The organism is Brevibacterium casei CIP 102111 (assembly GCF_900169275.1).
In the GTDB taxonomy this organism is placed as follows: Bacteria; Actinomycetota; Actinomycetes; order Actinomycetales; family Brevibacteriaceae; genus Brevibacterium; species Brevibacterium casei.
The window spans coordinates 49,613-73,951 of the sequence record NZ_FXZC01000007.1 but is presented as its reverse complement, the minus strand read 5'-3'; the positions used below and the strand labels follow the sequence as shown (position 1 = coordinate 73,951).

21 protein-coding genes are annotated in these 24,339 nt (G+C 69.2%); 5 read left to right on the top strand and 16 right to left on the bottom strand.

Translation table 11 applies throughout. From position 1 onward, the window contains the following. Window positions 1-4: 4 nt before the first annotated feature. The 10 genes from BC102111_RS15005 to rimP form a co-directional block, all read right to left on the bottom strand. Window positions 5-2,236 carry a polyribonucleotide nucleotidyltransferase gene (locus tag BC102111_RS15005; protein WP_095376486.1) on the bottom strand — a complete coding sequence of 744 codons (2,232 nt, stop codon included), beginning with the start codon at window positions 2,234-2,236 and terminating at the stop codon, window positions 5-7. A 270-nt stretch (window positions 2,237-2,506) separates the two neighbouring features. Next, window positions 2,507-2,776 carry a 30S ribosomal protein S15 gene (rpsO, locus tag BC102111_RS15000; RefSeq protein ID WP_009378450.1) on the bottom strand — a complete coding sequence of 90 codons (270 nt, stop codon included), beginning with the start codon at window positions 2,774-2,776 and terminating at the stop codon, window positions 2,507-2,509. 93 nt (window positions 2,777-2,869) lie between these two features. Further along, on the bottom strand, window positions 2,870-3,808 hold the full coding sequence (locus BC102111_RS14995; RefSeq protein WP_063249018.1) for a bifunctional riboflavin kinase/FAD synthetase: 939 nt from the start codon (window positions 3,806-3,808) through the stop codon (window positions 2,870-2,872). Between the two features lie 152 nt (window positions 3,809-3,960). After that, complete coding sequence (gene truB / locus BC102111_RS14990; RefSeq protein ID WP_009378448.1) at window positions 3,961-4,887, bottom strand: tRNA pseudouridine(55) synthase TruB; 927 nt, start codon at window positions 4,885-4,887, stop codon at window positions 3,961-3,963. 4 nt (window positions 4,888-4,891) lie between these two features. Further along, a complete protein-coding gene (locus BC102111_RS14985) occupies window positions 4,892-5,770 on the bottom strand; it encodes a VldE C-terminal domain-containing protein (protein ID WP_009378447.1) in 879 nt (292 codons plus the stop codon). 205 nt (window positions 5,771-5,975) lie between these two features. Next, on the bottom strand, window positions 5,976-6,413 hold the full coding sequence (gene rbfA, locus BC102111_RS14980) for a 30S ribosome-binding factor RbfA (protein ID WP_009378445.1): 438 nt from the start codon (window positions 6,411-6,413) through the stop codon (window positions 5,976-5,978). 118 nt (window positions 6,414-6,531) lie between these two features. After that, a complete protein-coding gene (infB, locus tag BC102111_RS14975; RefSeq protein ID WP_101624757.1) occupies window positions 6,532-9,372 on the bottom strand; it encodes a translation initiation factor IF-2 in 2,841 nt (946 codons plus the stop codon). A gap of 134 nt (window positions 9,373-9,506) precedes the next feature. Then, entirely contained in the window at window positions 9,507-9,782 is a 276-nt protein-coding gene (locus BC102111_RS14970; RefSeq protein WP_095376484.1) for a YlxR family protein, read from the bottom strand. 121 nt (window positions 9,783-9,903) lie between these two features. After that, window positions 9,904-10,866 (bottom strand): transcription termination factor NusA, encoded by a 963-nt coding sequence (gene nusA / locus BC102111_RS14965; protein WP_009378438.1) that lies wholly within the window; start codon window positions 10,864-10,866, stop codon window positions 9,904-9,906. A 108-nt stretch (window positions 10,867-10,974) separates the two neighbouring features. Beyond that, window positions 10,975-11,439, bottom strand: a complete 465-nt coding sequence (gene rimP / locus BC102111_RS14960; RefSeq protein WP_095376483.1) for a ribosome maturation factor RimP — start codon at window positions 11,437-11,439, stop codon at window positions 10,975-10,977. A 154-nt stretch (window positions 11,440-11,593) separates the two neighbouring features. Here rimP and BC102111_RS14955 point away from each other — a divergent pair, with 154 nt between their 5' ends. Then, window positions 11,594-12,550 (top strand): hypothetical protein, encoded by a 957-nt coding sequence (locus BC102111_RS14955; protein WP_095376482.1) that lies wholly within the window; start codon window positions 11,594-11,596, stop codon window positions 12,548-12,550. After that, on the top strand, window positions 12,547-13,566 hold the full coding sequence (locus tag BC102111_RS14950) for an aminoglycoside phosphotransferase family protein (protein WP_095376481.1): 1,020 nt from the start codon (window positions 12,547-12,549) through the stop codon (window positions 13,564-13,566). Before BC102111_RS14955 ends, BC102111_RS14950 begins: the two co-directional genes overlap by 4 nt. A gap of 44 nt (window positions 13,567-13,610) precedes the next feature. Here the strand turns inward: BC102111_RS14950 and BC102111_RS14945 are convergent, their stop codons facing one another. Together BC102111_RS14945 and BC102111_RS14940 are read right to left on the bottom strand one after the other, a co-directional pair. After that, complete coding sequence (locus BC102111_RS14945) at window positions 13,611-14,420, bottom strand: TSUP family transporter (protein ID WP_095376480.1); 810 nt, start codon at window positions 14,418-14,420, stop codon at window positions 13,611-13,613. 10 nt (window positions 14,421-14,430) lie between these two features. Further along, entirely contained in the window at window positions 14,431-16,341 is a 1,911-nt protein-coding gene (locus tag BC102111_RS14940; RefSeq protein ID WP_101624756.1) for a proline--tRNA ligase, read from the bottom strand. A 192-nt stretch (window positions 16,342-16,533) separates the two neighbouring features. Between BC102111_RS14940 and BC102111_RS14935 the strand changes: the two genes are divergently transcribed. Together BC102111_RS14935 and BC102111_RS14930 are read left to right on the top strand one after the other, a co-directional pair. Beyond that, window positions 16,534-17,265, top strand: a complete 732-nt coding sequence (locus BC102111_RS14935) for an NUDIX hydrolase (RefSeq protein WP_051995550.1) — start codon at window positions 16,534-16,536, stop codon at window positions 17,263-17,265. Between the two features lie 11 nt (window positions 17,266-17,276). Further along, on the top strand, window positions 17,277-17,669 hold the full coding sequence (locus BC102111_RS14930) for an RNA-binding S4 domain-containing protein (RefSeq protein ID WP_009378365.1): 393 nt from the start codon (window positions 17,277-17,279) through the stop codon (window positions 17,667-17,669). 27 nt (window positions 17,670-17,696) lie between these two features. Here BC102111_RS14930 and BC102111_RS14925 read toward each other — a convergent pair whose 3' ends face one another. Both BC102111_RS14925 and ispG read right to left on the bottom strand, forming a co-directional pair. Continuing rightward, window positions 17,697-18,575, bottom strand: coding sequence for a GNAT family N-acetyltransferase (locus BC102111_RS14925; RefSeq protein WP_100227458.1), 879 nt, complete (start codon window positions 18,573-18,575; stop codon window positions 17,697-17,699). Window positions 18,576-18,586: 11 nt separating this feature from the next. Next, window positions 18,587-19,735: a flavodoxin-dependent (E)-4-hydroxy-3-methylbut-2-enyl-diphosphate synthase gene (gene ispG / locus BC102111_RS14920; RefSeq protein ID WP_009378363.1), complete on the bottom strand. Its 1,149-nt coding sequence runs from the start codon at window positions 19,733-19,735 to the stop codon at window positions 18,587-18,589. Window positions 19,736-19,946: 211 nt separating this feature from the next. Here ispG and BC102111_RS14915 point away from each other — a divergent pair, with 211 nt between their 5' ends. Further along, window positions 19,947-21,422: a serine hydrolase domain-containing protein gene (locus BC102111_RS14915; protein WP_101624755.1), complete on the top strand. Its 1,476-nt coding sequence runs from the start codon at window positions 19,947-19,949 to the stop codon at window positions 21,420-21,422. 88 nt (window positions 21,423-21,510) lie between these two features. Here the strand turns inward: BC102111_RS14915 and BC102111_RS14910 are convergent, their stop codons facing one another. Next, complete coding sequence (locus BC102111_RS14910; RefSeq protein WP_101624754.1) at window positions 21,511-23,031, bottom strand: M50 family metallopeptidase; 1,521 nt, start codon at window positions 23,029-23,031, stop codon at window positions 21,511-21,513. Then, window positions 23,028-24,302: a 1-deoxy-D-xylulose-5-phosphate reductoisomerase gene (gene dxr / locus BC102111_RS14905; protein ID WP_101624753.1), complete on the bottom strand. Its 1,275-nt coding sequence runs from the start codon at window positions 24,300-24,302 to the stop codon at window positions 23,028-23,030. Before dxr ends, BC102111_RS14910 begins: the two co-directional genes overlap by 4 nt. Window positions 24,303-24,339: the final 37 nt, after the last annotated feature.

Below are 24,339 nucleotides of genomic sequence, written 5' to 3'. Positions count from 1 at the left end.
GAGATCAGTTCTCCGACTCCTCGTCCGATCCCTCGGAGTCCTCGTCCTCACCGTCGACGACGGGAGCGAGCGAGAGCTTGCCGCGGTCGTCGATCTTCGTGATCTCGACCTGGACCTTCTGGCCCACGCCGACGACGTCCTCGACGTCCTCGACGCGCTTGCCGTCGTTGAGCTTGCGCAGCTCGGAGATGTGCAGGAGGCCGTCCTTGCCCGGGGTGAGCGAGACGAACGCGCCGAAGCTCATCGTCTTGACCACGGTGCCGAGGTAGCGTTCGCCGACCTCGGGGACCTGCGGGTTGGCGATCGCGTTGATCATCGACCGGGCCGCCTCGGCGGAGGTGCCGTCGGTCGCGCCGATGAGCACGGTGCCGTCGTCCTCGATGCTGATGTCGGCGCCGGTGTCCTCCTGGATCTGGTTGATCATCTTGCCCTTGGGGCCGATGACCTCGCCGATCTTGTCGACCGGGATGTTGACCGAGATGATCCGCGGGGCGGTCGCCGCCATCTCACCCGGGGCGTCGATGGCCTCGGCCATGACGTCGAGGATGACCATGCGGGCCTCGCGGGCCTGCTTGAGGGCGGCGGTGAGCACCGAGGAGGGCAGACCGTCGAGCTTCGTGTCGAGCTGGATCGCGGTGACGAAGTCACGGGTGCCGGCGACCTTGAAGTCCATGTCGCCGAAGGCGTCCTCGGCACCGAGGATGTCGGTGAGTGCCGCATACGCGGTCTGCTCGCCCTGGTCGGTGGAGATGACGTCGGAGACGAGGCCCATGGCGATGCCGGCGACAGGCGCGCGCAGGGGCACACCGGCCGAGAGCATCGACAGGGTCGAGGCGCAGACCGAGCCCATCGAGGTCGACCCGTTCGAGCCGAGGGCCTCGGAGACCTGACGGATCGCGTACGGGAAGTCCTCACGGGAGGGCAGGACCGGAGCCAGTGCGCGCTCGGCGAGGGCGCCGTGGCCGATCTCGCGGCGCTTCGGGCTGCCCACACGGCCGGTCTCACCGGTCGAGTAGGGCGGGAAGTTGTAGTGGTGCATGTAGCGCTTCGAGGTCACCGGGGACAGCGAGTCGATCTGCTGCTCGAGCTTGAGCATGTTGAGCGTCGTGATGCCGAGGATCTGGGTCTCACCGCGCTGGAAGAGAGCGGAGCCGTGGACGCGCGGGATGACGTCGACCTCGGCCGAGAGCGGACGGATGTCCTTGAGCCCACGACCGTCGATGCGGATCTGCTCGGTGAGGATGCGCTTGCGCACGATCTGCTTCGTCAGCGCGTTGAGAGCCGCCGCGATCTCCTTCTCACGGCCCTCGAAGCGCTCTCCGAGCTTGTCGAAGAGCTCAGCGAGGAGCTCTTCGCCCGCGGCTTCGCGCTCCTGCTTGTCGGCGATCTGGAAGTTCTCGGTCTGCTTCGCCTCGGCGAGGTCCTTGACGGCCTCGAAGACGTCGTCCTGGTAGTCGCGGAAGACGGGGAACTCGACGGTCGGCTTCGCGGCGAGGTCGGCGAGCTCCTGCTGGGCGCGGCAGAGTTCGGCGATGAAGGGCTTTGCGGCCTCGAGCCCCTCGGCCACGACCTCTTCGGTGGGGGCCTTGGCCCCGGTCTTGACGAGGTCGAGGGCCTGGTCGGTGGCCTCGGCCTCGACCATCATGATGGCGACGTCGTCACCGACCATGCGACCGGCGACGACCATGTCGAAGACGGCGTCGTCGAGCTGCGAGAAGTTCGGGAACGCGACCCACTGGCCGTCGATGAGGGCGATGCGGACACCGCCGATGGGGCCGGAGAACGGCAGACCCGAGAGCTGGGTCGACATCGACGCGGCGTTGATGGCCAGGGCGTCGTAGATGTGGTCGGGGTTGATCGACATCACGGTGACGACGACCTGGACCTCGTTGCGCAGGCCCTTGACGAAGGACGGGCGCAGCGGGCGGTCGATGAGGCGGCACGTGAGGATCGCATCGGTCGAGGGACGGCCCTCGCGGCGGAAGAACGAGCCGGGGATGCGGCCGGCGGCGTACATGCGCTCTTCGACGTCGACGGTGAGCGGGAAGAAGTCGAAGCCCTCGCGGGGGTTCTTGCCGGCCGTCGTGGCCGACAGCAGCATGGTGTCGTCGTCGAGATAGGCGACGGCGGAGCCGGCGGCCTGCTTGGCCAGGCGACCGGTCTCGAAGCGGATGGTGTGCGTGCCGAAGCGACCGTTGTCGATCGTTGCGACCGTGGATTCAGGGGTGGTTCCCACGTGATCTCCTTGTTCGGTGCCGAGTCCGGGCGACGGGTGCTCGCCCTGTCGGCGGACAGTGTGGAAGACGCCATGGAATCAGGGCCGGTCATCGATCGGGGCCCACGGAAGGTTCCCTCCGGAGGCCACTACCGAGGACCGAAACGTCCATGGGCGTCCGCCGGTCAGTCTACAGCAGATGCCGATGACGGCCAGTGAGCCTGCTCCCAGGCCCGGAGACGACGAACGCCCCGCCGGTGAGGGCGGGGCGTCGGACGAGATCGGATGCGATCAGCGGCGCAGACCGAGGCGCTTGATGAGCGAGCGGTAGCGCTCGATGTCGACCGCCTGCAGGTACTTGAGCAGACGACGGCGCTGGCCGACGAGGAGCAGCAGGCCGCGACGCGAGTGGTGGTCGTGCTTGTGGTCCTTGAAGTGCTCGGTGAGATCGGTGATCCGGCGGGTGAGCAGGGCAACCTGAACCTCGGGAGAACCGGTGTCGCCCTCGTGAGTCGCGTATTCCTTGATGATCTCCTGCTTGGTGGCAGTATCGAGAGCCATGGAGTTCTCCTGACGTATCGTTGCGCGGCGCCGGAACCTGTCTGTTCCAGCCCTATGGGACCGCGGCCGGTGAAAACGGCAGAGATCAGCTTATCAGGTGTGGAGCACCTCGCGCACATCGGCGATGTCCTCGTGCATCTGCGCGATGAGGTCGTCGAGGCCGGAGAAGGCGACCTGACCGCGGATGCGGGCGACGAACTCGAGGACCATGTGCCGGTCGTAGACGTCGAACTCCCCGAACTCCTTGTCGAGCACATAGGCCTCGACACGGCGGTCACAGCCCTCGAAGGTGGGGTTGGTGCCGACCGAGATCGCGGCGGGGAACGGGTGGTCCTCCCCCTCGAAGCTCGCCCAGCCCGCGTAGACGCCGTCAGCGGGGATGAGGCCCTCGCCGTCGGCGGAGAGGTTCGCCGTGGGGAAGCCGAGATCGCGTCCGCGGGCGTCGCCGTGGACGACGGTGCCCTCGACCCGGTGGTAGCGGCCGAGCTGATCGGCCGCCTCGGCGACATCGCCTGAGATGATCTGGTCACGGATCCGCGACGACGAGTACCGTCCCCCGCGTCCGACCTCGTCGATCGTCACGGTGGTGAACCCGAACTCCTCGCCGAGGCGGCGCAGGGTCTCGATGGTCCCGGCGTTGTCGTGGCCGAAGCGGACGTCGTCGCCGACGACGACACACCGGCAGTCGAGGCCGTCGACGAAGTAGCGGGAGACGAACTCCTCAGGGGTCTGAGCGGCGAAGTCGAGATCGTAGGGCTGGATGAAGAGGGCGTCGATGCCGGTCTCAGCGATGAGCTGCGACTTCTGGCGCACACTCGTGATCATCTGCGTCGGCGTCTCGGGCTGGTGGACGGTGCGCGGGTGCGGGTCGAAGGTCATCGCGACCGATCGCAGGGAGTGCTCGTCAGCCTCGGCGGCGACGGCGCGCAGCACGGTCTGGTGGCCACGGTGGACGCCGTCGAAGTTGCCCAGGGTGATGACGGTGCCGATGCCGTCCTGCGGGACCTCGTCCAGCCCGTGATAGATCTCCACTCGAGCGCTGCTCCTTCCGTGCACCGACTCAGAGTATCGCAGTGGGATGATGCGTGCGAACCGGTCCTCAGCGGGGGCTCTCCATGCGCGCGGAGCGGCCGCTGTGAGTCGGTTTCCGCCCGATCGGTCGGTTCGCGACGCCCCGCGGCGGCTCAGGCGAGGCCGATGGCGAACGCGGTGCGGGACTTGAGGCTGCCGTCTGCGCGGACCTCGGCGACGGAGACGAGTTCGCCGGCGCTGGTCACGGCGACGTCGCTGCCGTCGACCCCGGTCGTCGTCCACGGTCCGGCCAGGGACTTGCCCTGCATGAGGTCCCTCGCCCCGGCCGCATCGACGGTCACGGTCGGGAGCAGCTGGGAGGCCGCCTCGGCGAGCGGGATGAGTGGCGGGGCGGGGGTGTCGAGGTCGTCGGGGATCGTCACAGCGCCCTGGAGGTCGAAGGGCCCGACCCGAGTGCGGCGCAGTGCGGTGAGATGACCGTGGACCCCGAGGCCCGCACCGAGGTCGCGGGCGAGGGCCCGGATGTACGTTCCCGAGGAGCAGTCGACGACGACGTCGAGGTCGATGTGTCCGCCCCCGGCACTGTCCCGCCGGGTCTCGAGGACGTCGAACTGCGTCACCTCGACTCGGCGGGGTTCGAGGACGACGTCCTCGCCGGCTCGGACACGCGCATACGAGCGCTTGCCGTCGACCTTGATCGCCGAGACGGCGCTCGGGACCTGGTCGATGGGCCCGCGCAGGGCGGTGACCCCGGAGGCGATGTCGGCGTCCGTGACCGCAGCCAGGCGCGCGGGGTCCGCGAAGACGTCCGGTTCGGAGTCGGCGTCGTCGGTCGGGGTGCCGGCGCCGAGGCGGATCGTCGCTGCGTAGGTCTTCGACACCCCGGTGATGTGGCCGAGCAGCTTCGTTCCCCGACCGAGGCCGAGGACGAGGACGCCGGTGGCCATCGGGTCGAGGGTGCCGGCGTGGCCGACCTTGCGGGTGCCGTACCAGCGGCGGATGCGGGAGACGACGGCGTGGGAGGACAGCCCCTGCGGTTTGTCGCAGACGAGGATGCCCTGCGGGGAAGTCTCGCTCACCTGGTCAGTTGAACGAGGCGTGGACGTGGTCCATGTGGTTCTGCGTCGCCGAACCGCGGTCCTCCATCGACTTCCAGCCGCGGCCGGGCATCCAGATGCGCTTCTCGAAGATGACGTACTTGACGTTGAGCGCCTTCGCATTCTTGATGAGGTACTCGGAGATGCGGTCGCCGGTCGAGCCGGCGATCATGATGTCGACGGCTTCGCCGGTGTTGTGGTCCGAGCCGGTGCCGGGGCGACGGCCACCGAAGGTCTTGACCTCGGGGAACTTCGCGCACACGGCACGGTAGCCGTTGACGGCGTTGGGCAGGAGACCCGACTCGATCGAGGACGAGACCTTGCACGGGGGCGTCTCGACGCCCGACGGGGTGCTGCCGCCGCCCTTCGACTCCGACTTCTCCTCGCCCTTCGAGCCCGACGCGCTCTTCGAGGCCTGCGCGCTCGACTCCTGGGTCGGCTTCGGCTTCGGGGTCTTGACGTTGAGGGTGGTCTTCGAGGAGGTCTTGTTCTTGTACTTCGGGTCCTTCTTGACCTCTTCGATGTACTCCTTGCCGGCCTTCTCGCGCTGTGCGTCGATCTCCTCCTGGCTCACGCCGGTGGAGGCGGGCGCCTCCTGCTGCTGCGAGGTGCTCGCGGCCTCGGTCGTCACTTCCCCGGTCTGCGGGGGTCCCATGACGACGCTCGAGCCGACGACGGCGGCCGTCGCGGCGGCCGGCACGGCGATCGCTGCGACGACGGGCCGCTGCTTGACCGTGGCGAGCACGGACGTGGCCGTCGAGGGGGCCTCAGCCGAGTGCCGACCGGTCGAGCGCTTGGCCGCGGGAGCGAGGTCCCGGATCAGTTGCTTGGCGAAGCCGGGCTTTGGTGAAGAGTGCTTACCCAATGCAGAAATCCCTTAACAGAGTCGTAATCAGATCGTTACCCGAAAAAGTCTAGGGCATCGCGGAAAGATAACAAAACTGTTACGCAGGATTTTTCTGCCCATCGTGAGCAAGGTCGCTTCCGCTCCCCCACCCGGCTACCGCCTCGGCGAGGGCGCGGCACACGGGTCGGCGCCGGGACCGCCCGCCCTCACCTCGGCGGATGTCTCAGGACTCGTCGGACTCGACCTCGGACCGCTTGTACGGGTCGGCGTCGCCGGCGGGCTTCGCATCCTTCTTGAGATCGGCGATGCGCGCGTCGTCGGCGGCCGCTCGGGCGAGGAGGTTGTCGAGGCGCAGCGCCTCCTCGGGGACGGCGTCGGCGATGAACTCGAGGCTCGGGGTCAGCCGGATCGTCAGACCCTTGCCGACCTCGGAGCGGATGAAGCCCTTCGCGGATTCGAGCGCCTTGGCCGTCGACTCGAGGTCGGCGCCGTCACCGTAGACGGTGTAGAAGATCGTCGCGTGCTGGAGGTCGCCGGTGACGCGGACATCGGTGACGGTGACGAAGCCGAGCCGGGGGTCCTTGAGCCTGCGTTCGATCGTGCTCGCGACGATGACCTTGATCTGGTCGGCGATCTTGCGTGCGCGGGTTGCGTCTGCCATGTGGTGTCCTTTGTCGTGGCCGGTCGGGTGCCGGTGAGTGCTGGGAAGAAGTCTATAAGGAGCGAAGCGGCCGGTGCGTGATCGCACCGGCCGCTTGGCCAATCAGCTCACGAGAGCGTCAGTCGCGCGGCTTCTCGCGCATCTCGAAGGTCTCGATGATGTCGCCGACCTTGAGGTCGTTGAAGCTGCCGAGTCCGATGCCGCACTCGTAGCCTTCGCGGACCTCGGTCGCATCGTCCTTGAACCGCCGCAGCGATTCGACCTTGAGGTTGTCGCCGATGACCACGCCGTCGCGGGTGACCCGCGCCGCCGAGTTCCTCGTGATGACCCCGTCGCGGACGATCGAACCGGCGATGTTGCCGAACTTCGAGGACCGGAAGACCTCGCGGATCTCCGCCGAGCCCGTCTGGACCTCTTCGAACTCGGGCTTGAGCATGCCCTTGAGCGAGTTCTCGATGTCGTCGATCGCCTGGTAGATGACCGAGTAGTAGCGCACGTCGACGCCTTCGCGGTCGGCCAGGTCGCGGGCCTTGGCCTCGGGTCGGACGTTGAAGCCGATGACGATCGCGTTGTCGACGGTGGCGAGGTTGATGTCGTTCTCCGTGATCGCACCGACGCCGCGGTGGATGATCCGGAGGTCGACCTCGTCGCCGACGTCGATCTTGAGCAGCGAGTCCTCGAGCGCTTCGACGGCACCGGAGACATCGCCCTTGAGGATGAGGTTGAGCATGTCGACCTTGCCCTCGGCGAGTGCCTTGGTGAAGTCCTCGAGGCTGATCCGCTTGCGGCCGCGGGCCTGGGCGGCGTTGCGCTCGATGGCGTCGCGCTTCTCCGCGATCTGGCGTGCGGTGCGGTCGTCATCGGTGGAGATGAACGAGTCGCCGGCGCGCGGGACCGAGGAGAGTCCGAGCACCTGGACGGGACGCGAGGGTCCCGCTTCGGAGACGGAGTTGCCGTTCTCGTCGAACATCGCACGCACACGGCCGAACGCGGTGCCGCAGACGATCGCATCGCCCTGGCGCAGCGTGCCCGACTCGACGAGGACGGTCGCGACGGCGCCGCGGCCCTTGTCGAGCTTCGCTTCGATCGCGATGCCGCGGGCTGCCTTGTTCGGGTTCGCCCGCAGGTCGAGCGCGGCGTCCGTGGTGAGCAGGACCGACTCGAGGAGCTCGTCGATGCCCTCGCGCTTGAGCGCGGAGATCGGGACGAACATCGTGTCGCCGCCGTACTCCTCGGCCACGAGGTTGTACTCGGTGAGCTGCTGCATCACCTTGGCCGGGTTGGCGCCGTCCTTGTCGATCTTGTTCACCGCCACGACGATCGGCACATCCGCCGCCTGAGCGTGGTTGAGCGCTTCGATCGTCTGCGGCATCACACCGTCGTCGGCGGCGACCACGAGGATCGCGAGGTCCGTCGACTTCGCACCGCGGGCACGCATGGCGGTGAACGCCTCGTGACCCGGGGTGTCGAGGAAGGTGATGCGACGCTCGGAGCCCTCGTGCTCGACCTCGACCTGGTAGGCACCGATGTGCTGGGTGATGCCGCCGGCCTCACGGGCGACGACGTTGGCCGAGCGGATCGCGTCGAGCAGCTTCGTCTTACCGTGGTCGACGTGACCCATGACGGTGACGACCGGCGGGCGGGCGACGAGATCGTCGTCGTCCTCCTCGGCGGCTTCCGCATCGAGGTCGATGTCGAAGGTCTCGAGCAGCTCGCGGTCCTCGTCCTCGGGTGAGACGATCTCGATCTTGTAGCCGAGCTCCTCACCGAGCACCTGGAAGGTGTCCTCGTCGAGGGACTGGGTGATCGTCGCCATCTCGCCGAGGTGGAAGAGCACCGTGACGAGGTTCGTCGGGTCGGTGTTGATCTTCTCGGCGAAGTCGGCCAGCGACGAGCCGCGGCGCAGGCGCAGCGGCGTCTCGCCGTCGCCGCGCGGAACCGTGACACCGCCGATCGACGGTGCCTGCATCTGCTCGAGCTCGGCGCGCTTGGCCCGCTTCGACTTCCGGCCCTTCTGGCGGGGACCGCCGCCGCGGCCGAACGCACCCTGGGTGCTGCCGCGACCGCGACCCGAACCGCGACCGCCGCCCGGGCCTCCGCCCGGTCCGCGACGTCCTGCCGGAGCGCCGCCGGGTGCGCCGGCGGGACCGCCGGGTCCACCGGCGGGAGCGTTGCCGCGACCGCCTCCGCGTCCCCGGCCCGGAGCGGGCTTGTTGAGCGCGGAGTTCTTCATCATCGACGGGTTGGGGCGGGGGGCGCCGGGCCGAGGACCGGCTGCGCCTGCCTCACCGCTGGGGCGCGGAGGACGCTGGCCGGGCTTGGGCATGCCCTGCGAGTTCGCGAACGGGTTGTTGCCGGGACGCGCACCGCCCTGACCGCCCTGACGGCCGCCGGGCTTCGGGGCACCTGAGCGTCCACCGGGCTTCGGCATGCCCTGCGAGGGAGCGAAGGGGTTGTTGCCGGGACGAGCGCTGCCCGCACCGCCCTGACGACCGCCGGGCTTCGGAGCACCGGGCTTGGCCGCACCCGGCTTCGGGGCTGCTGCGGGCTTCGGAGCCGCCGGACGTGCCGGGGCTTCGCCGGCCGCTGGGGAGGCCGGGGTCTCGGCCGCAGGCTTCGCGGCAGGCTTGGGTGCCGACTTCGCCGCCGGCTTGGCAGCGGACTCGGACTTCGCCGCCGGCTTGGCGCCGGGCTTCGCTGCGGGCTTGGCAGCCGGAGCGCCGGGCTTGGCCGCGGCCTTTCCGGGCTTCGCAGCCGGCTTCTTGGTCGAATCGCCTCCGGCCTTGCCGCCGGCAGGCGCGGAATCGGCGAATGCCTCCTTCACCCGTCGCACGACGGGGGCTTCGAGCGTCGAGGAGGCGGACGAAACGAATTCGTCCATGTCCTTGAGTTTCTCGAGGACGATCTTGCTGGTTGTGCCGAGCTCTTTCGCGAGCTCATGGACACGGGGCTTTGCCACAGTTCTCCTGTCCGGGTTCCTTCCCGGTCAGGAAGAAACCTCATCAATGAAGAGCAGGTCTCATTACACTGCTCTCTCGAATTCCGGTGAGGGTGTCATCGCACGACACTCACTACTTGTCATCCATTCTTGGCTCACCCGTTCTGTCTGGGTTCGGTGTCCAGCTCCGGAAGGTCCGAAGCGGTGATCTTCGTCCGAAAGGCTCGGGCGAAGGGAGCGGATGTCCGCGCCTTCTCGAGGCACTTCGCATCCGGGTGCATCCAGGCCCCTCGTCCCGGCAGTGTCTTCGACACGTCGGGGACGATGGCCGGCCGCTCGTCGGGGCGATGCACGAAGCGCATGAGCTCGTCCCGATCCGCTGTCTGCCTGCAGGCGATGCACGTCCGTTGAGGTGCACTGCCAGCATTCACAGTCAACAATTCTACAGCACTTCCATTCCCGGTTCCGCCACCGGCGAACGTGGTCGGGATCACGCCGAGGTGTTCGGGCGCCTTGTCGGGACCGCAGCACGCCTCGCCGAGGCGGTCGCCCTCAGTCCTCGGCGACGATGTCGATCTTCCAGCCGGTGAGCTTCGCGGCCAGGCGCGCGTTCTGGCCCTCCTTGCCGATCGCGAGCGAGAGCTGGTCGCGCGGGACCACGGCCCGGGACTCCTGGCTGCCGGCGTCGAGGATGTCGACGCGGGTGGCCTTCGCCGGGGAGAGCGCGTGGGCGACGAACTTCGCCGGGTCGTCGCTGTAGTCGACGATGTCGATCTTCTCCTGCCCGAGCTCGTTCATCACCGCACGCACACGGGAGCCGAGTTCGCCGATGCACGAGCCCTTCGCGTTGACGCCGGGCTTCGTCGCGCGGACCGCGAGCTTCGTGCGGTGGCCCGCCTCTCGGGCGAGGGAGACGATCTCGACGGTGCCGTCGGCGATCTCGGGCGCCTCAAGGGCGAAGAGCCGGCGGACGAGGTTCGGGTGGGTGCGCGAGACGGTCACCGAGGTGCCCTTGGGTCCCTTGTGGACGTCGGCGATGTAGACCCGCAGACGGGTGCCGTGCTTGTACTCCTCGCCGGGCACCTGCTCGTGCGGGGGCAGCACCGCTTCGACCTCGCCGAGGTCGACCTGGACCATCTGCGGGTCCCGACCCTGCTGGATGGTGCCGGAGACGATCTCTCCCTCCCGCCCCTTGAAGGAGCCGAGCAGGGTCTCGTCCTCGACATCGCGCAGACGCTGGTGGATGACCTGGCGCGCGGTCTGCGCGGCGATGCGTCCGAAGCCTGAGGGGGTGTCGTCGAATTCGCCGATGGGATTGTCGTCGTTGTCGAATTCGACCGCCCAGATGCGCACCTCTCCGGTGGACTTGTCGAGTTCGGCACGGGCATCGGGCCACGCGCCCTCGGTCTTCTGGTAGGCAAGGAAGAGCGCCTGCTCGATGAGTTCGATCAGAGTGTCGAACGGAATCTCGCGCTCACGTTCGATGACGCGCAGAACATCGAGATCGATATCCATGGCCCTTATCCTCTCCGGCCCCAGGCGGTGCGGTCGTGCCGCTGACCGCCTGACGCATTGAATTGTCGGTGTTCACTTATCAGGCGAACCAGTGTATCGCAGTTGCCCTCACCGGAACTTCAGCTCCACCTGGGCCTTGACGATGTCGCCGAGGCCGACCGTCCGCTTCTCCCGCCGGGCGGGGTCGGTACCGCTGATCGCGTCGTCGGCGACCTCCTCGAGGTCGAGCTTGAAGCTCTCCTTCTTCGTGCTCACCTCGAGCCGGCGCCCGAGCACCCGCCGGAAGTGACGCGGCTGTTCGAGCTTCCGGGTCGCTCCGGGGCTCGTCACCTCGAGCTGGTAGGGCTTGTCGCGGAAGACCTCCACGGAGTCGAGGGCATCGCCGACGATGCGCGTGGACTCAGCGATCTTGTCCATCGACATCGGCTCCGCGGTCGACTCGTCGAGGTCGACGACGACCGTGAGCGTGCGCCGCTGTCCCGCGGCGACGGCCTTGACGGTCTCGAGGTGGAACCCGGCCTCGGCCAGGGGCTCCCTCAGCAGCGCCTCGATCCGTGCGACGTCCTCGTCCATGCTCTCTCCGTTCCTCTCGTGACGACTGCTGACCACACCGATCGGGAGCCGTCCCGCCCTCGTTTCCGAGGGCCGCCGAGCCGGTCCCGTCACCGGTGCATCCCACCCTATGCGAGACCCCGGGCGAAGGTTAAGCATCCGCTACGATTGCCCTATGCGTTCTCCCCTCACCCGTCGTTCCGTCCTCATCGTCGGCGCGGCGGGGGCAGGGCTCGGCCTCCTCTCCGGGTGCGGACTGCGCCTCGACACTCCCCCGGAGATCCCGACGCTCGATGCCTCCCAGGAGCTGCGCAACCGCATCGCCCGGATCCTCGCCGAGGCGTCGGTGACCGACGGCGATCCCGAGACCGCCGGTGAGGACCTGCAGAAGCTCCGGGACGCGATCGGTCCCGTCTGGGCCCCGCCGAGCGAGTTCGCGACCGAACCTCCCCCCACGGAGCAGCCCCGTTCCTTCCTCGATGCCGCCGAGGCGGTGTCCACGGCCGTCTTCGACGCCGTCTCCCAGCTCGGCTCGGGTCTCATCCCCGTCCTCACCGACGTCGCCACCGGGTGCGCGCTCACCGCGGGAACTGTGCGCGCAGAGATCCGTGAGGGCGCCGAGGAACGCCTCCGCGAGGCCTTCGCCGATGCCGACGACGATGCCCGGGCCACCCCCGCCGAGGCGGCCCCGGATTCCTCCCCCGGTCAGGACGGCGGGGCGAAGGACTGGAACACGATCCTCGATCAGGCCCGCGCCGCCGCGTACGGCTACGAGCGCCTCGCCGTGCACTTCGACCGGAAGTCCCGAGAGCGGCAGAGCGCCCTCGACCGGCTCGAATCGCTCGGATCGCTGGTCGGAGAGATGCTCGAGAACCTCGGTGAGAAGGCGGCCGGCCCCGACGCCCCGGCCTGGAAGCTCGATCCGAGCCCGACGGATGCGGAGTCGGCCGCGCAGCTCGCCCTCTCCCTCGAGGACGCGGTCGCCGCCTCGCTGCTGCCGTGGCTGCGCACCGATCCGGCCGCGGCCCTGCGGGTGTGGGAGTCGGCGCGGGCCAGGGAGGCCTTCGCCGCACCGCAGCCGCTGCGCTACACCTATGACGCCGGGCCGGAGTCGCCGAAGGCCGGGACGTGAGGGTCCCGCCCGTCCTCTACCGGTCGACGCGCGACATCATCGGCACCGCGCGCACCGACGCCTGGGTCGCAGCCCTCGACTTCATGGCCCATGAGCTGGGTGAGCGGTGGAATCTGCGCTTCGACGAGGTCCCCGGCGCCCCCTGGGCCGGATGCGAGAGTCTCGTCATCCCCGTCCTCACCCAGGAGAACTACCAAGGCGTGCTTCGGTTCGCGGCCCCCACCTCGGCGCATACGGCCGCGCACGCGCAGGCGCTGCGGGCGCTGAAGATGTGGAACGGGCACGGAGCGGTGCGGGTGATCCGCGACGACCGCAGCTTCCGGGTCACCCTGCAGGAGCGGCTGCGGACGAAGGCGAACCTCTCCGTGCTCCCCCTCGCCGAGGTGCCGCCGGTGTGGGGTGCGCTGCAGAAGTCCCTGGAGATCCCCGCCGGGCCCGACTTCATGCGCGTCCAGGACATGGCCGCGGGCTGGCTGTCGACGTTCGAGGCCGATGCGACGCTGCTGAGCGGATGGTCGCAGACCGTGCGCGAGGACGCCCACGTCCTCGCCCATGCCCGCACCTGGATGCACACGCTCGCGACCTCGGAGGAGAACTGGCTCATCCACGCCGACCTCCACTACTACAACATCCTTGCCGGCAACCCCGACGCCTCGGGCGTCTCGACGTGGAAGGCGATCGACCCGCAGCCGCTGTCGGGGCCGACGGCGTACACGATCGCCCCCGTCCTGTGGAATCGGCTGGCCGAGATCCCCTCCCGCATCCCCCGGGAGCAGGCGGCCTGGCTGCGCGGCTTCGCCGCCGACCTCGCCCGCCATGCCGGCATCGATCCGCAGTACGGCATCGGTGCGGCGGTCGCCCGTGAGGTGACGAACATGTTCTGGTACCTCCGCTCTGCCCGCGGCGGCACTGCGGAGTCCCTCGCCGATGCCGCCCGCTCCCTGTGGGTCGCCCGGGCGCTCACCGGTGCCGACGTCCTCGGCGTCGACGCGCACGCCCTCAAGGCCATCGGCTAGGCGGACATCAGTCACGCGCGCCTCCTGCCCGCTGCGGCGCTCCCCTACCGGATGAGGTCGGAGACGACGTCGGAGCCGAGTTTGAGGATCATCGCCGAGACCACGACGACGAAGACGATGCGCACGAACCCCGAGCCCTTCGCGATCGCGGTGCGCGCGCCGATGATCCCTCCGACGACGTTGCCGGCGGCGACGACGAGTCCGAGCAGCCAGACGACCTGGCCGTCGGGGACGAAGTAGACGAGTGCCCCGAAGTTCGTCGCCCAGTTGACGACCTTCGCCGTCGCCGAGGCCTGGAGGAACGAGAAGCCGATGATCGAGACGAAGGCGATGACGAGGAAGGACCCGGTGCCGGGGCCGAGCACTCCGTCGTAGACGCCGATGATGAGCCCGATGAGCCACGACAGGGCATGGTGGCGCTTCGAGGTCTCCCCGTAGCGGAGACTGACATCGGCGCCGAGGCTGGGGTTGAGCAGGGTGAAGAGCCCCACCCCGATGAGGGCTGCGAGGATGATCGGGGTGAAGAGACCCGCGGGGACGAGGGTCGCGAGCTTGGCCCCGAGGACGGCGCCGAGGAAGGCCGTGGCCGCGGCGGGGATCGTCGCGGACCGGTCCGGGGTGATCCGTCTGAGGTACGTCACCGCCGAGGCGGTCGTCCCCGCGATCGACCCGACCTTGTTCGTCGCGACCGCCTGGACCGGGGTCATTCCCGGGACGAGGAGGAGCGCCGGGAGCTGGATGAGTCCCCCACCGCCGACGACGGCGTCGATCCACCCGGCCAGGGCTCCCGCGGCGAGCAGCCACAGGAGCATGACGAGGGTGACGTCGATGCCGCCGGTGAGGACCTCGCTCATCGGCGCCCGGTCATGCCTTCGGTGCGGACTCGGCCTGGGCGCTCGCGGCGGCGGCCTCGGCGTCGTCGATCGCGGCCTCGATCGAGTCCTCGACGACGGCGGCGTCGCCGGCGGCGGCAGCCCGGGCGTAGGCGGCACGGACGTTCGCCACGGTGGTCGGGACCACCTCGGCGAGGGGAAGCTCACGCTTGTCGTCGGCGAAGCGGTCACGGACCTCGACGACCCCGTCGGCCAGGCCCCGGCCGACGACGATGAGCGTGGGGATGCCGATGAGCTCGGCGTCGGCGAACTTGAACCCGGGCGAGACCTTCGTGCGGTCGTCGAGGAGGACGCTGACCCCCTCGGCCTCGAGGTCGGCGGTGAGCGCCTCAGCCGCCTCGGCGATGTCCTCACCCTTGCCGGCGGCGATGATGTGGACGTCGGCCGGGGCGAGGTGCTGGGGCCAGAGGAGGCCCGCCTCGGTGTGGTACTCCTCGGCGATGCACGCCATGACCCGGGTGACGCCGAGGCCGTAGGAGCCCATCGTCACGGCCGCCGTCTTCCCGTTCTGGTCGAGGACGGTGAGGTCGAGGGCTTCGGCGTAGCGGCGGCCGAGCTTGAAGATCTGGCCGATCTCGACGCCGCGGGCGAGTTCGAGCGGTCCGGAGCCGTCGGGGGCGGGGTCGCCGATGACGACCTCGGCGGCCTCGATCGTGCCGTCGGAGACGAAGTCACGGCCGGCGACGAGGTCGAAGACGTGCTTTCCGTGCTCGTTGGCCCCGGTGATCCACCGGGTGCCGGGGACGATGCGGGGGTCGAGGAAGTAGCGCAGCTTCGTCGAGCCCTCGAGGCCGAGGACCGGGTGGTCGAGGTCGAGGCCGGGGCCGATGTAGCCCTTGACGAGTTCGGGGTGCATCGCGAGGTCCTCGGCGGTGGCGGCCTCGAGGTCGACCTCGCCGGTGCTGAGCATCCCGGTGCCGGCGGCGCGGTCGAGGTCGACCTCGCGGTCGCCGGGCAGGCCGATGACGATGACCTCGCGGGTGCCGTCGGGGTGGGTGAGCGCGCAGACGACGTTCTTCAGCGTGTCCGCGGCGGTCCACTCGCGGTCCTCGCGGGGGTGGTCGGCGTTGGCGGCGGCGACGAGGGTCTCGATCGTCGGGGTGTCCGGGGTGTCCTCGACATGGGCGGCGGGGATGCCGTCGAACGGGATCGGATCGGGGACGATCGAGGTCACGGCCTCGACGTTGGCGGCGTACCCGCCGGCCGAGCGGACGAAGGTGTCCTCGCCGACTTCGGAGGGGTAGATGAATTCCTCGGTGCCCGATCCGCCCATCGCACCCGGGGTCGCCTTGACCGGCAGGCAGGGCAGGCCGAGGCGGGCGAAGGCGCGGAGGTAGGCGACCCGCATCGCCTCGTAGGAGGCGTCGAGTCCGGCGTCGTCGATGTCGAAGGAGTACGCGTCCTTCATGATGAACTCGCGCCCGCGGAGGAGACCGGCGCGGGGGCGGGCCTCGTCGCGGTACTTCGTCTGGATCTGGTAGAGCGAGAGCGGAAGGTCCTTGTAGGAGGAGTAGAGGTCCTTGACGAGGAGGGTGAAGAACTCCTCGTGCGTGGGCGCGAGGATGTAGTCGTTCTTCTTCCGGTCCTGGAGGCTGAAGAGGTCGGGACCGAAGGCCTCCCAGCGCCCGGACTGCTTGTACACCTCGGCGGGCAGGAGGGAGGGGAAGTGGACTTCCTGCGACCCGGCGCGGGCCATCTCCTCGCGCACGATCGCCTCGATCTTCCCGAGCACGGCGAGTCCGAGCGGCAGCCACGTGTAGATGCCGGGGGCCGAACGGCGGATGTAGCCGGCGCGGTGGAGGAGCTTGTGGCTGGCGACTTCGGCGCCGACCGGGTCTTCCTTCTGGGTCCGGACGAACAGCGACGACATGCGCAGGGCCATGGGCGTATCTCCTTGGGCGACTCGGGTGACAGATCGAAGACTATCCGCCCGCGTGCGCGTGCGTCCATTCGCCTGGCCGTCCCCGTCCGGCGGTGCGAGTCCGACAGGTGAGCTGGACCGTTTTCTCCGGTGGATCGGGAGCCAACTAGACTGGTCAGCGCTGTCGATTCCGTTGACCCGATCGTGAAGAGCATGCCTGACACCACCCAGCTGTCCCAGTTCCCCCGGCCCTCGGTCGCCGTCGACACTGCCGTCCTCTGCCCCGTGCCCGACCGTGGGCTCCACGTGCTCCTCACCCTCTCCCGCGACGGACGCTGGCAGCTTCCCGGGTCGATCCTCCGACCGCAGGAGCGTCTCGCCGAGGCGGTCGCCCGGTGCCTGCGGGAGAAGGCTCAGCTCGTCGACCGCTCCCCCGTCCAGCTCCACGTCTTCGACCAGCCCGACCGCGACGATCGGGGCTGGGTGATCTCCGTGGCCCACCTCGACGTCCTCTCGGCCGCCGATGTCGGACTCGGTGAGAGCGCCGACGACGGGAGCGTCGCCGGTGGGGACGAGGGCGTGCCCCGCAAACTCGTGCCCGTGCACACGGTCGCCGAGCTCAGCGACGAGCACCAGGAGATCGTCCGCGTCGCCGTCCACCGGCTCCGCGCCCTCCACGAGCGCACACCCGACCCCTTCGGGCTGCTGCCCGAGGAGTTCTCGCTGCGTCAGCTGCGCAGCCTCCACGAGGTCGTCGCCGGCGAGGAGCTGCAGGCCGATACGTTCCGCCGCACGATGCTGCCGCTGCTCGACGCCACCGGCCGCGCGGTCACCCAGGGGCGGGGCCGGCCGGCGCAGACGTTCACGAGGCGCTCGGAGATCGCCCTGCGGCAGGACTCCAGGGGCGGTCTCGACGGGCCGGGAGTCGGCATCCATGCGCAGTGAGGGCGGTTGCCGTGGACATTGACCGGACACCGGGCGCGACGGTGCGCATCGACGTGTGGCTGTGGACCGTGCGGATGTTCAAGACCCGCAGCCTCGCCACCCAGGCGTGCCGGGGCGGCCACGTCCAGGTCGACGGGCAGCGGGTCAAGGCCGCGCAGAAGGTGACGATCGGCCAGGAGGTGCGGGTGCGCAAGGCGGGCACCGAGTTCGTCTGGAGGATCACCGGCATCCTCCCGACGAGGCCGGGGGCCGCGATCGCCGTCGGCGCCTACGAGGATCTCACCCCGGCCCCCGACCCTGCGCTGCGCGGGTTCGTCCCCAAGCGCGACAAGGGGCTGGGACGGCCGACGAAGAAGGACCGCCGGGACCTCGACCGGCTCCGCGGCCGCCGCCCCGAGCGCTGATCTCAGCAACCCTCCGGGCGCTGCGCGTCAGTACATCACGGTCGCGAAGGTGCCGACCTGGTCGAAGCCGACGCGCCGGTACATCCGCAGCGCCGCCTCGTTGTAGTCGTTGGCATAGAGGCTCACCGTCGGGTGCCCGGCAGCGCGGGTCTGGACGACGACGGCGGCCATGCCTGCGGCACCGAGTCCCTGGTTGCGCGCCTCGGGGTGGACCCACACGCCTTGGACCTGGACGATCCGGGGTGAGCGGATGCCGATGTCGGCTTTGAAGAGGACCTGTTCGGTACGGTCGGTGGCCGGCCACCTCGGCGCGGGCTGGCCGGAGGGCAGGGAATCGGAGATGCGCACGAACGAGTTCCCGCCGCGGATGATGCCGCGCACCCGCGCGAGATAGCTCGACTCCCCGCCTTCGATGGGCGAGAAGCCGACTTCCTTGGTGAACATGTCGACGCTGGCGGGGAACACCGTCGGCAGCTGGTCGACGGTCGCGAGGCGGACGTCCGGGTCGGGGTCGACGAGCGGATCGGAGCTGATCGCGAGCAGGGGCTGGCGTCCCCGCACCCCGCGCGGCCTCCCCCACTTCAGCCGGGAGTCGAGGTCCATGATGACCTCGCGCCGGCCGATGAGGGAGCATGACGACCGGCCGTCGGCGTTGAGCTTGCGCGCGAGCACCTCGTTCGTCGCCGGCGTGGCTGCGACCGGGATGATGTTCCCGCCCACCCAGTACGCGGCGACCGGCCGGTCACCGTCGAAGACCCCGTAGAGGGCTCCCGCCGGGGACCCGGTCTGCGCGGTGCCGGTGACGTTGAGGAGCGCGAGCAGGTAGACGTTCTCGCACGGATTGAGGGTCAGCTGGCTCTTCAGCCACGCGGTGTGCCGATGCCCGAGTGGAGCGATTCTCAACACATCGGGATCTCTCAGCCGACGACGACTTCCGGCGGACCGGAGGGAACGTCGGAGTCCTCAGCGATGCGCATGGCCTCTTCGATGAGCGTTTCGACGATGAGGGACTCGGGCACGGTCTTGATGACCTCGCCCTTGACGAAGATCTGTCCCTTCCCGTTGCCGGAGGCGACTCCGAGGTCGGCCTCGCGGGCCTCGCCGGGTCCGTTGACGACGCAGCCCATGACGGCCACGCGCAGCGGCACCTCCATGCCCTCGAGTCCGGCGGTGACCTTCTCGGCGAGCGTGTAGACGTCGACCTGGGCCCGACCGCACGAAGGGCAGGAGACGATCTCGAGCTTGCGCGGTTTGAGGTTGAGGCTCTCGAGGATCTGGTTGCCGACCTTGACCTCTTCGACCGGGGGCGCGGACAGCGAGACCCGGATCGTGTCGCCGATGCCCTTCGAGAGCAGGGCGCCGAAGGCCGTGGCCGACTTGATCGTGCCCTGGAAGGCGGGGCCGGCCTCGGTGACGCCGAGGTGGAGGGGCCAGTCGCCGCGTTCGGCGAGCATCTCGTAGGCCCGGACCATGATCACCGGGTCGTGGTGCTTGACGGAGATCTTGAAGTCGTGGAAGTCGTGCTCCTCGAACAGCGAGGCCTCCCACACGGCGGACTCGACGAGCGCCTCCGGGGTGGCCTTGCCGAACTTCTCCATGATCCGCTTGTCGAGCGATCCGGCGTTGACGCCGATGCGGATCGAGGTGCCCGCGTCCTTGGCCGCGGCCGCGATCTCCTTGACCTGGTCGTCGAACTTGCGGATGTTGCCGGGGTTGACGCGCACGGCCGCGCAGCCGGCGTCGATCGCGGCGTAGACGTACTTCGGCTGGAAGTGGATGTCGGCGATGACGGGGATCTGCGACTTCTGGGCGATCGCGGGCAGAGCGGCGGCGTCGTCGGCTGACGGGCAGGCGACGCGGACGATGTCACAGCCCGAGGCGGTGAGCTCGGCGATCTGCTGGAGGGTCGCGTTGATGTCCGTCGTCGGCGTCGTCGTCATCGACTGCACGCTGATCGGGTAGTCGGAGCCGACTCCCACCTTCCCGACGTGGATCTGCCGGGTCTTCCGCCGAGGTGCGAGGACGGGAGGCGGGGGCGCTGGCATTCCGAGGTTGACCGATGTCACGAAGACGATCCCTTCATTTCGGCTGTCGGCGGCTGGATCGCAGCCGCCTCGGCCCGATAGTACGAGTCATTCTCATTGTAGGTCGATCGGTGCGTCCGCGACCGGTCGCCCCCGGTGGGATCCCTCACGACCTGGGCGTTGCCTGTCAGCGCCGCGCGGTCCGCACCGGCCCCGACCCCGTCGTGTCAGTGCCGGATGAGACACTGATCACATGGACGAACAGGCGCAGGCGGAGAGCATGACGATCGCCCCGGCGCGCCCGGACCTCGACGTCATCGCCGACCGGCTCCACCGTGCCGAGCGGGAGCTCTCGGCCGTGGGCGGGGAGATGGCGTTCGGCATCGTCGTGAGGAACGGGCCCGGTCACGCCGAGGCGAAGCTGACCAACCCGTACCGTCCCTTCCGGATCGCCTCGATGACGAAGTCGTTCACCGCAGCGGTCATGGGCTCGCTCGAGAACGGCGGGCTCAACTACGACTACCCGATGTACTTCCTGGTCCCCGACCTCAAGGGCACCGCCGTCGGCGAGCTCACCGCCCGCGAGTGCCTGACCATGGGCACGGGATTCGGCAGGGACGACCCGTGGGCGGACCGGATGGAGTCGATGAGCCGCTTCGACTTCCTCACCTTCCTCCAGCGCCCGCTCGTGCCCATCGCTCATCCCGGCACCGGATTCGAGTACTGCAACCTCGGCTACGCGCTCCTCGGTCTCGCCGCGGAGTCGGTGACCGACCGCACGTTCCCGGAGATGGTGACCACCGAGGTGACCGGACCCCTGCAGATGCCCCGCACCGGTTTCGATGTCGCCGACTTCCCCGACCTCGTCCCCGGTCTGCGCATCGACCGGCTCGGCAGAGCGCACAGACTGACCCCGACGCGGCCGGGCGCCTTCTCGGCGATCGGCGGCATGGTCTCGACAGCCCACGACATCTGCCAGTGGATGACCATCCACATGGACGCCCTCGACGCCGAGGCGAACACGGCACCGGGTGCGTGGTCGCACGTGCTCGCCGCGAACCAGCGGCCGCACCGTCCGATCGCCGTCGAGACGAGCCGGCTGCACACCGAGGAGGTCCACTACGGCTACGGCCTCATGCACCGGCAGGACTCCCGCTTCGGCCGTGTCCTCTGCCATTCCGGCGGCTACCCCGGATACGGCTCGCACATGCGGTGGTTCCCCGACCTCGGCTTCGGCATCGTCGTCCTCGGCAACACGACCTATTATCCGGCCGAGCGCATCGTCCGCGACGCCGTCGACGCCGCGTGGCTGACCGCCATCGGTCGCGCCGAGGAGATCCCGCGCCTCCGCCGGGACGAACCCGTGACACGGGCCTCACCCGTGCTCGAGCGTGAGACCGCACCTGCCCCGACGCACCCGCTGCCGCCTGGTCCGCGCACCGGACGCACCGTCCTCGGTGCCGTGGCCGCGACCCTGAACTGGGATGACGCGTTCGCCGATGCGCACTTCGCGGTGAACATGGACCTCGACGAGCCACGACAGGAGAGGAGGGAGCGCACCGCAGCCTGGCTCGAGTCGCACCGGGTCGATGCGACCCGACCGGTCACCGTCGACGACCTGACGATGGAGACCCGACTGCTCGGAACCGTCTCCGTGGCAGAGGGGGCAGCAATCACCGTTCGACTCGACCACCTCGGCGATGTCCAGGCGATCACCCTGAGCGAGTGAGACCGCGGCCGGAAGCCTAACGGCTGGGGCGGCGTACCGGCTGGGACTGCGGCCCGGCGGCGCGCCCGCTGGGGCAGCGCCGGCCGACCTACCCGGCCGAACGGAAGATCGCGTCGAGGGTGATCGGCTTGACGAGGTCGACGTAGACGAGCAGTGCCGTCATGGCGAGCATGAGGCTGATGACGACGTAGGTGAGCGGCAGCAGCTTCGCCGTGTCGAAGGGCCCGATCTTCCCGCGTCCGCGCCACCGGTTGATCCGCCGCCTCGCCCCTTCGTAGAGGGCGACGGCGATGTGCCCGCCGTCGAGCGGCAGCAGGGGGATCATGTTGAACGCGAAGAGGAAGATGTTGAGGGAGCCGAGGACCCCGAGGCCGAGCTGGGCCTTCTCGACGACCTGGAGCTCATCGGTGGAGACGATCTCGCCGGCGACGCGGCCGACGCCGACCATGCCGACGAGACCCTCGGCGTCACGCTCCTTCGCCCCGGTGGCGACCTGCGCGATGTCGACGAGCTTGACCGGGAGGGTGACGATGGCCTTGAACACGCCGGTGACCTGATCCCACACGGCGCCCGGGAATTCCGCCAGCGGCAGGGGCTGACGCTCCTGGACCGGCCCGATGCCGAGGAAGCCCTCGGTCACGGTCTGCGGGCTGCCGTCGGGGTTCGTCAGCGGACGTCCCCGGTCGTCGACGCGGGGACGCTCGTGGGCGATGATCGGCACGGACACCGTCTGCGCCTGCCCGTCGCGGACGAAGTCGACGTCGACGCGCTGGCCGGCGTGGTCCTTGATGACCGAGGAGAGCTCATCCCAGTTCTCGGTCGGGACACCTGCCACCGCGGTGATCTCGTCGCCGGGTTCGAATCCGGCCTCCCACGCGGGGGTGAGCTGATCGCCGGGCTGGCATGAGTTCTTCTGTGATGCGGGTCGCTCTGCCGCCTCCGAGGCGGGCACCGCGCACTCGACGACGGTGGCGACCGTCGTCGTCGGCGTCATCACCCCGATGCCCATGAGCGAGATCGCCATGATGATGATCCCGAGGACGAGGTTGACGAAGGGCCCGGCGAACATGACGACGAGGCGCTTGGGCACGCTGAGCGCGTAGAACGTCCGATGCTCCTCCCCCGGTGCGATCTCGTCGTTCGACATCTCCCGGGCATCGGCCATCGTGTTCTCGAACAGCCGGCCCTTCCGCTTCTTCGGGCGCCGCTCGGCATCGCCGAGCATGTCCTCATCGGTGACCAGGCCATCATCCGGCACCGTGTCCGGGGGGAACTCCTCCCCCTCGCCGAGGCGGTCGCCCGACTGTGCGGCGGCGCCGTCGGTCCGCCCGGCGACGGCCGGCTCGCCCACCCGCTGCTTCGTCGCCTCGAGCGGCGGGTACATGCCGGGCATCGCGATGAACCCGCCGAGCGGCAGGGCCTTGATCCCGTACTCGGTCTCACCGCGGCGGAACGAGAACAGGGTCGGCCCGAAGCCGACCATGTAGTGGGTGACCTTGACCCCGAACCGCTTCGCCGGGATGAGATGACCGAGCTCGTGGAGCGCGATCGAGATCGAGATGCCGATGAGGAAGAGGACGATCCCGAGGATGAAGAGGACGACCGTCATCGCCTCACCTCGCTCGACCGCCCGGCGGCGACGACCGCGGGCTGAGCGTCGGGCTGTGCGTCACCGGTCTGTGCGGCGACGTGATCGCGCGCGAACCCACGGGCCCACGCGTCGGCGGCGAGCACGGTCTCCACGCTGTGTTCAGAGGCCGGCTCGTGGGCGGCCAGGGCCCGTTCGAGACCCGAGTCGATGCCGGTGAACGGAATGTCGCCGGCGATGAATGCCTCGACGAGGACCTCGTTGGCGGCGTTGAACACCGCAGGGTAGCTCCGGGCCCGCTTCCCCGCCTCGATCGCGAGGCTGAGCGCGGGGAACGCGACATGGTTGACCGGTTCGAACGACCAGTGCATGGGCTGACCCCAGTTGTTCGGCACGGCACCCGAGGGGATCCGGCGGGTGGTGCCGTCATCCTGGGTGCCCAGGGCGTAGGCGATGGGCAGCCGCATGTCCGGAGGGGAGATCTGGGCGATCGTCGAGGCATCGGTGAACTCGACCATCGAGTGGATCTGGCTCTGCGGGTGGACGACGACCTCGATGTCGTCGAAGTCGATGCCGAAGAGCAGATGGGCTTCGATGACCTCGAGCCCCTTGTTGACGAGCGTCGCCGAGTTGATCGTGATCATCGATCCCATCGACCACGTCGGATGCTTGAGCGCCTGGGCCGGGGTGACGCGGCGCAGCGCTTCCCGGGTCATGCCGCGGAAGGGTCCGCCCGAGGCGGTGATGACGAGCCTGGCGACTTCGCCGTGCGTGCCAGAGCGCAGGGCCTGCGCGATCGCCGAGTGCTCGCTGTCGACGGGGATGAGGCGGGCGCCGGTGCGCTCGGCGGCGTCGAGGACGAGGGAGCCGCCGATGATGAGCGACTCCTTGTTCGCCAGGGCGACGTCGGTGCCGGCCTCGAGCGCCGCGAGCGTCGCGCCGAGTCCGGCGGCTCCGGTCACGGCATTGAGGACGATGTCGGCCGACCGGCTCGCGACCGCCTCGGCGGCGGTCTCCCCCAGATGAATCTCACGAACGGGATCATCGATTCCGCGGTCTGCGGCGAGTTCGGACAACCGTTTCCGCACGTCGTCCTCACCGCCGGCGGGAGGAGAGGTCAGCCCGATGACGGGGACGGAGAAGTCGAGCGCCTGGGTGAGCAGAAGGTCGACCTGGGACCCTGCGGCAAGGCCGACGACTGCGAAATCCGTTGCGTTCTCGGCCAGTACGTCGAGGGCCTGAGTGCCGACCGACCCGGTCGACCCGACTACAATGACATTACGTTCGCTCACGCCTACCGATGATGCCAAAGTTCTCTGGGAAATGACT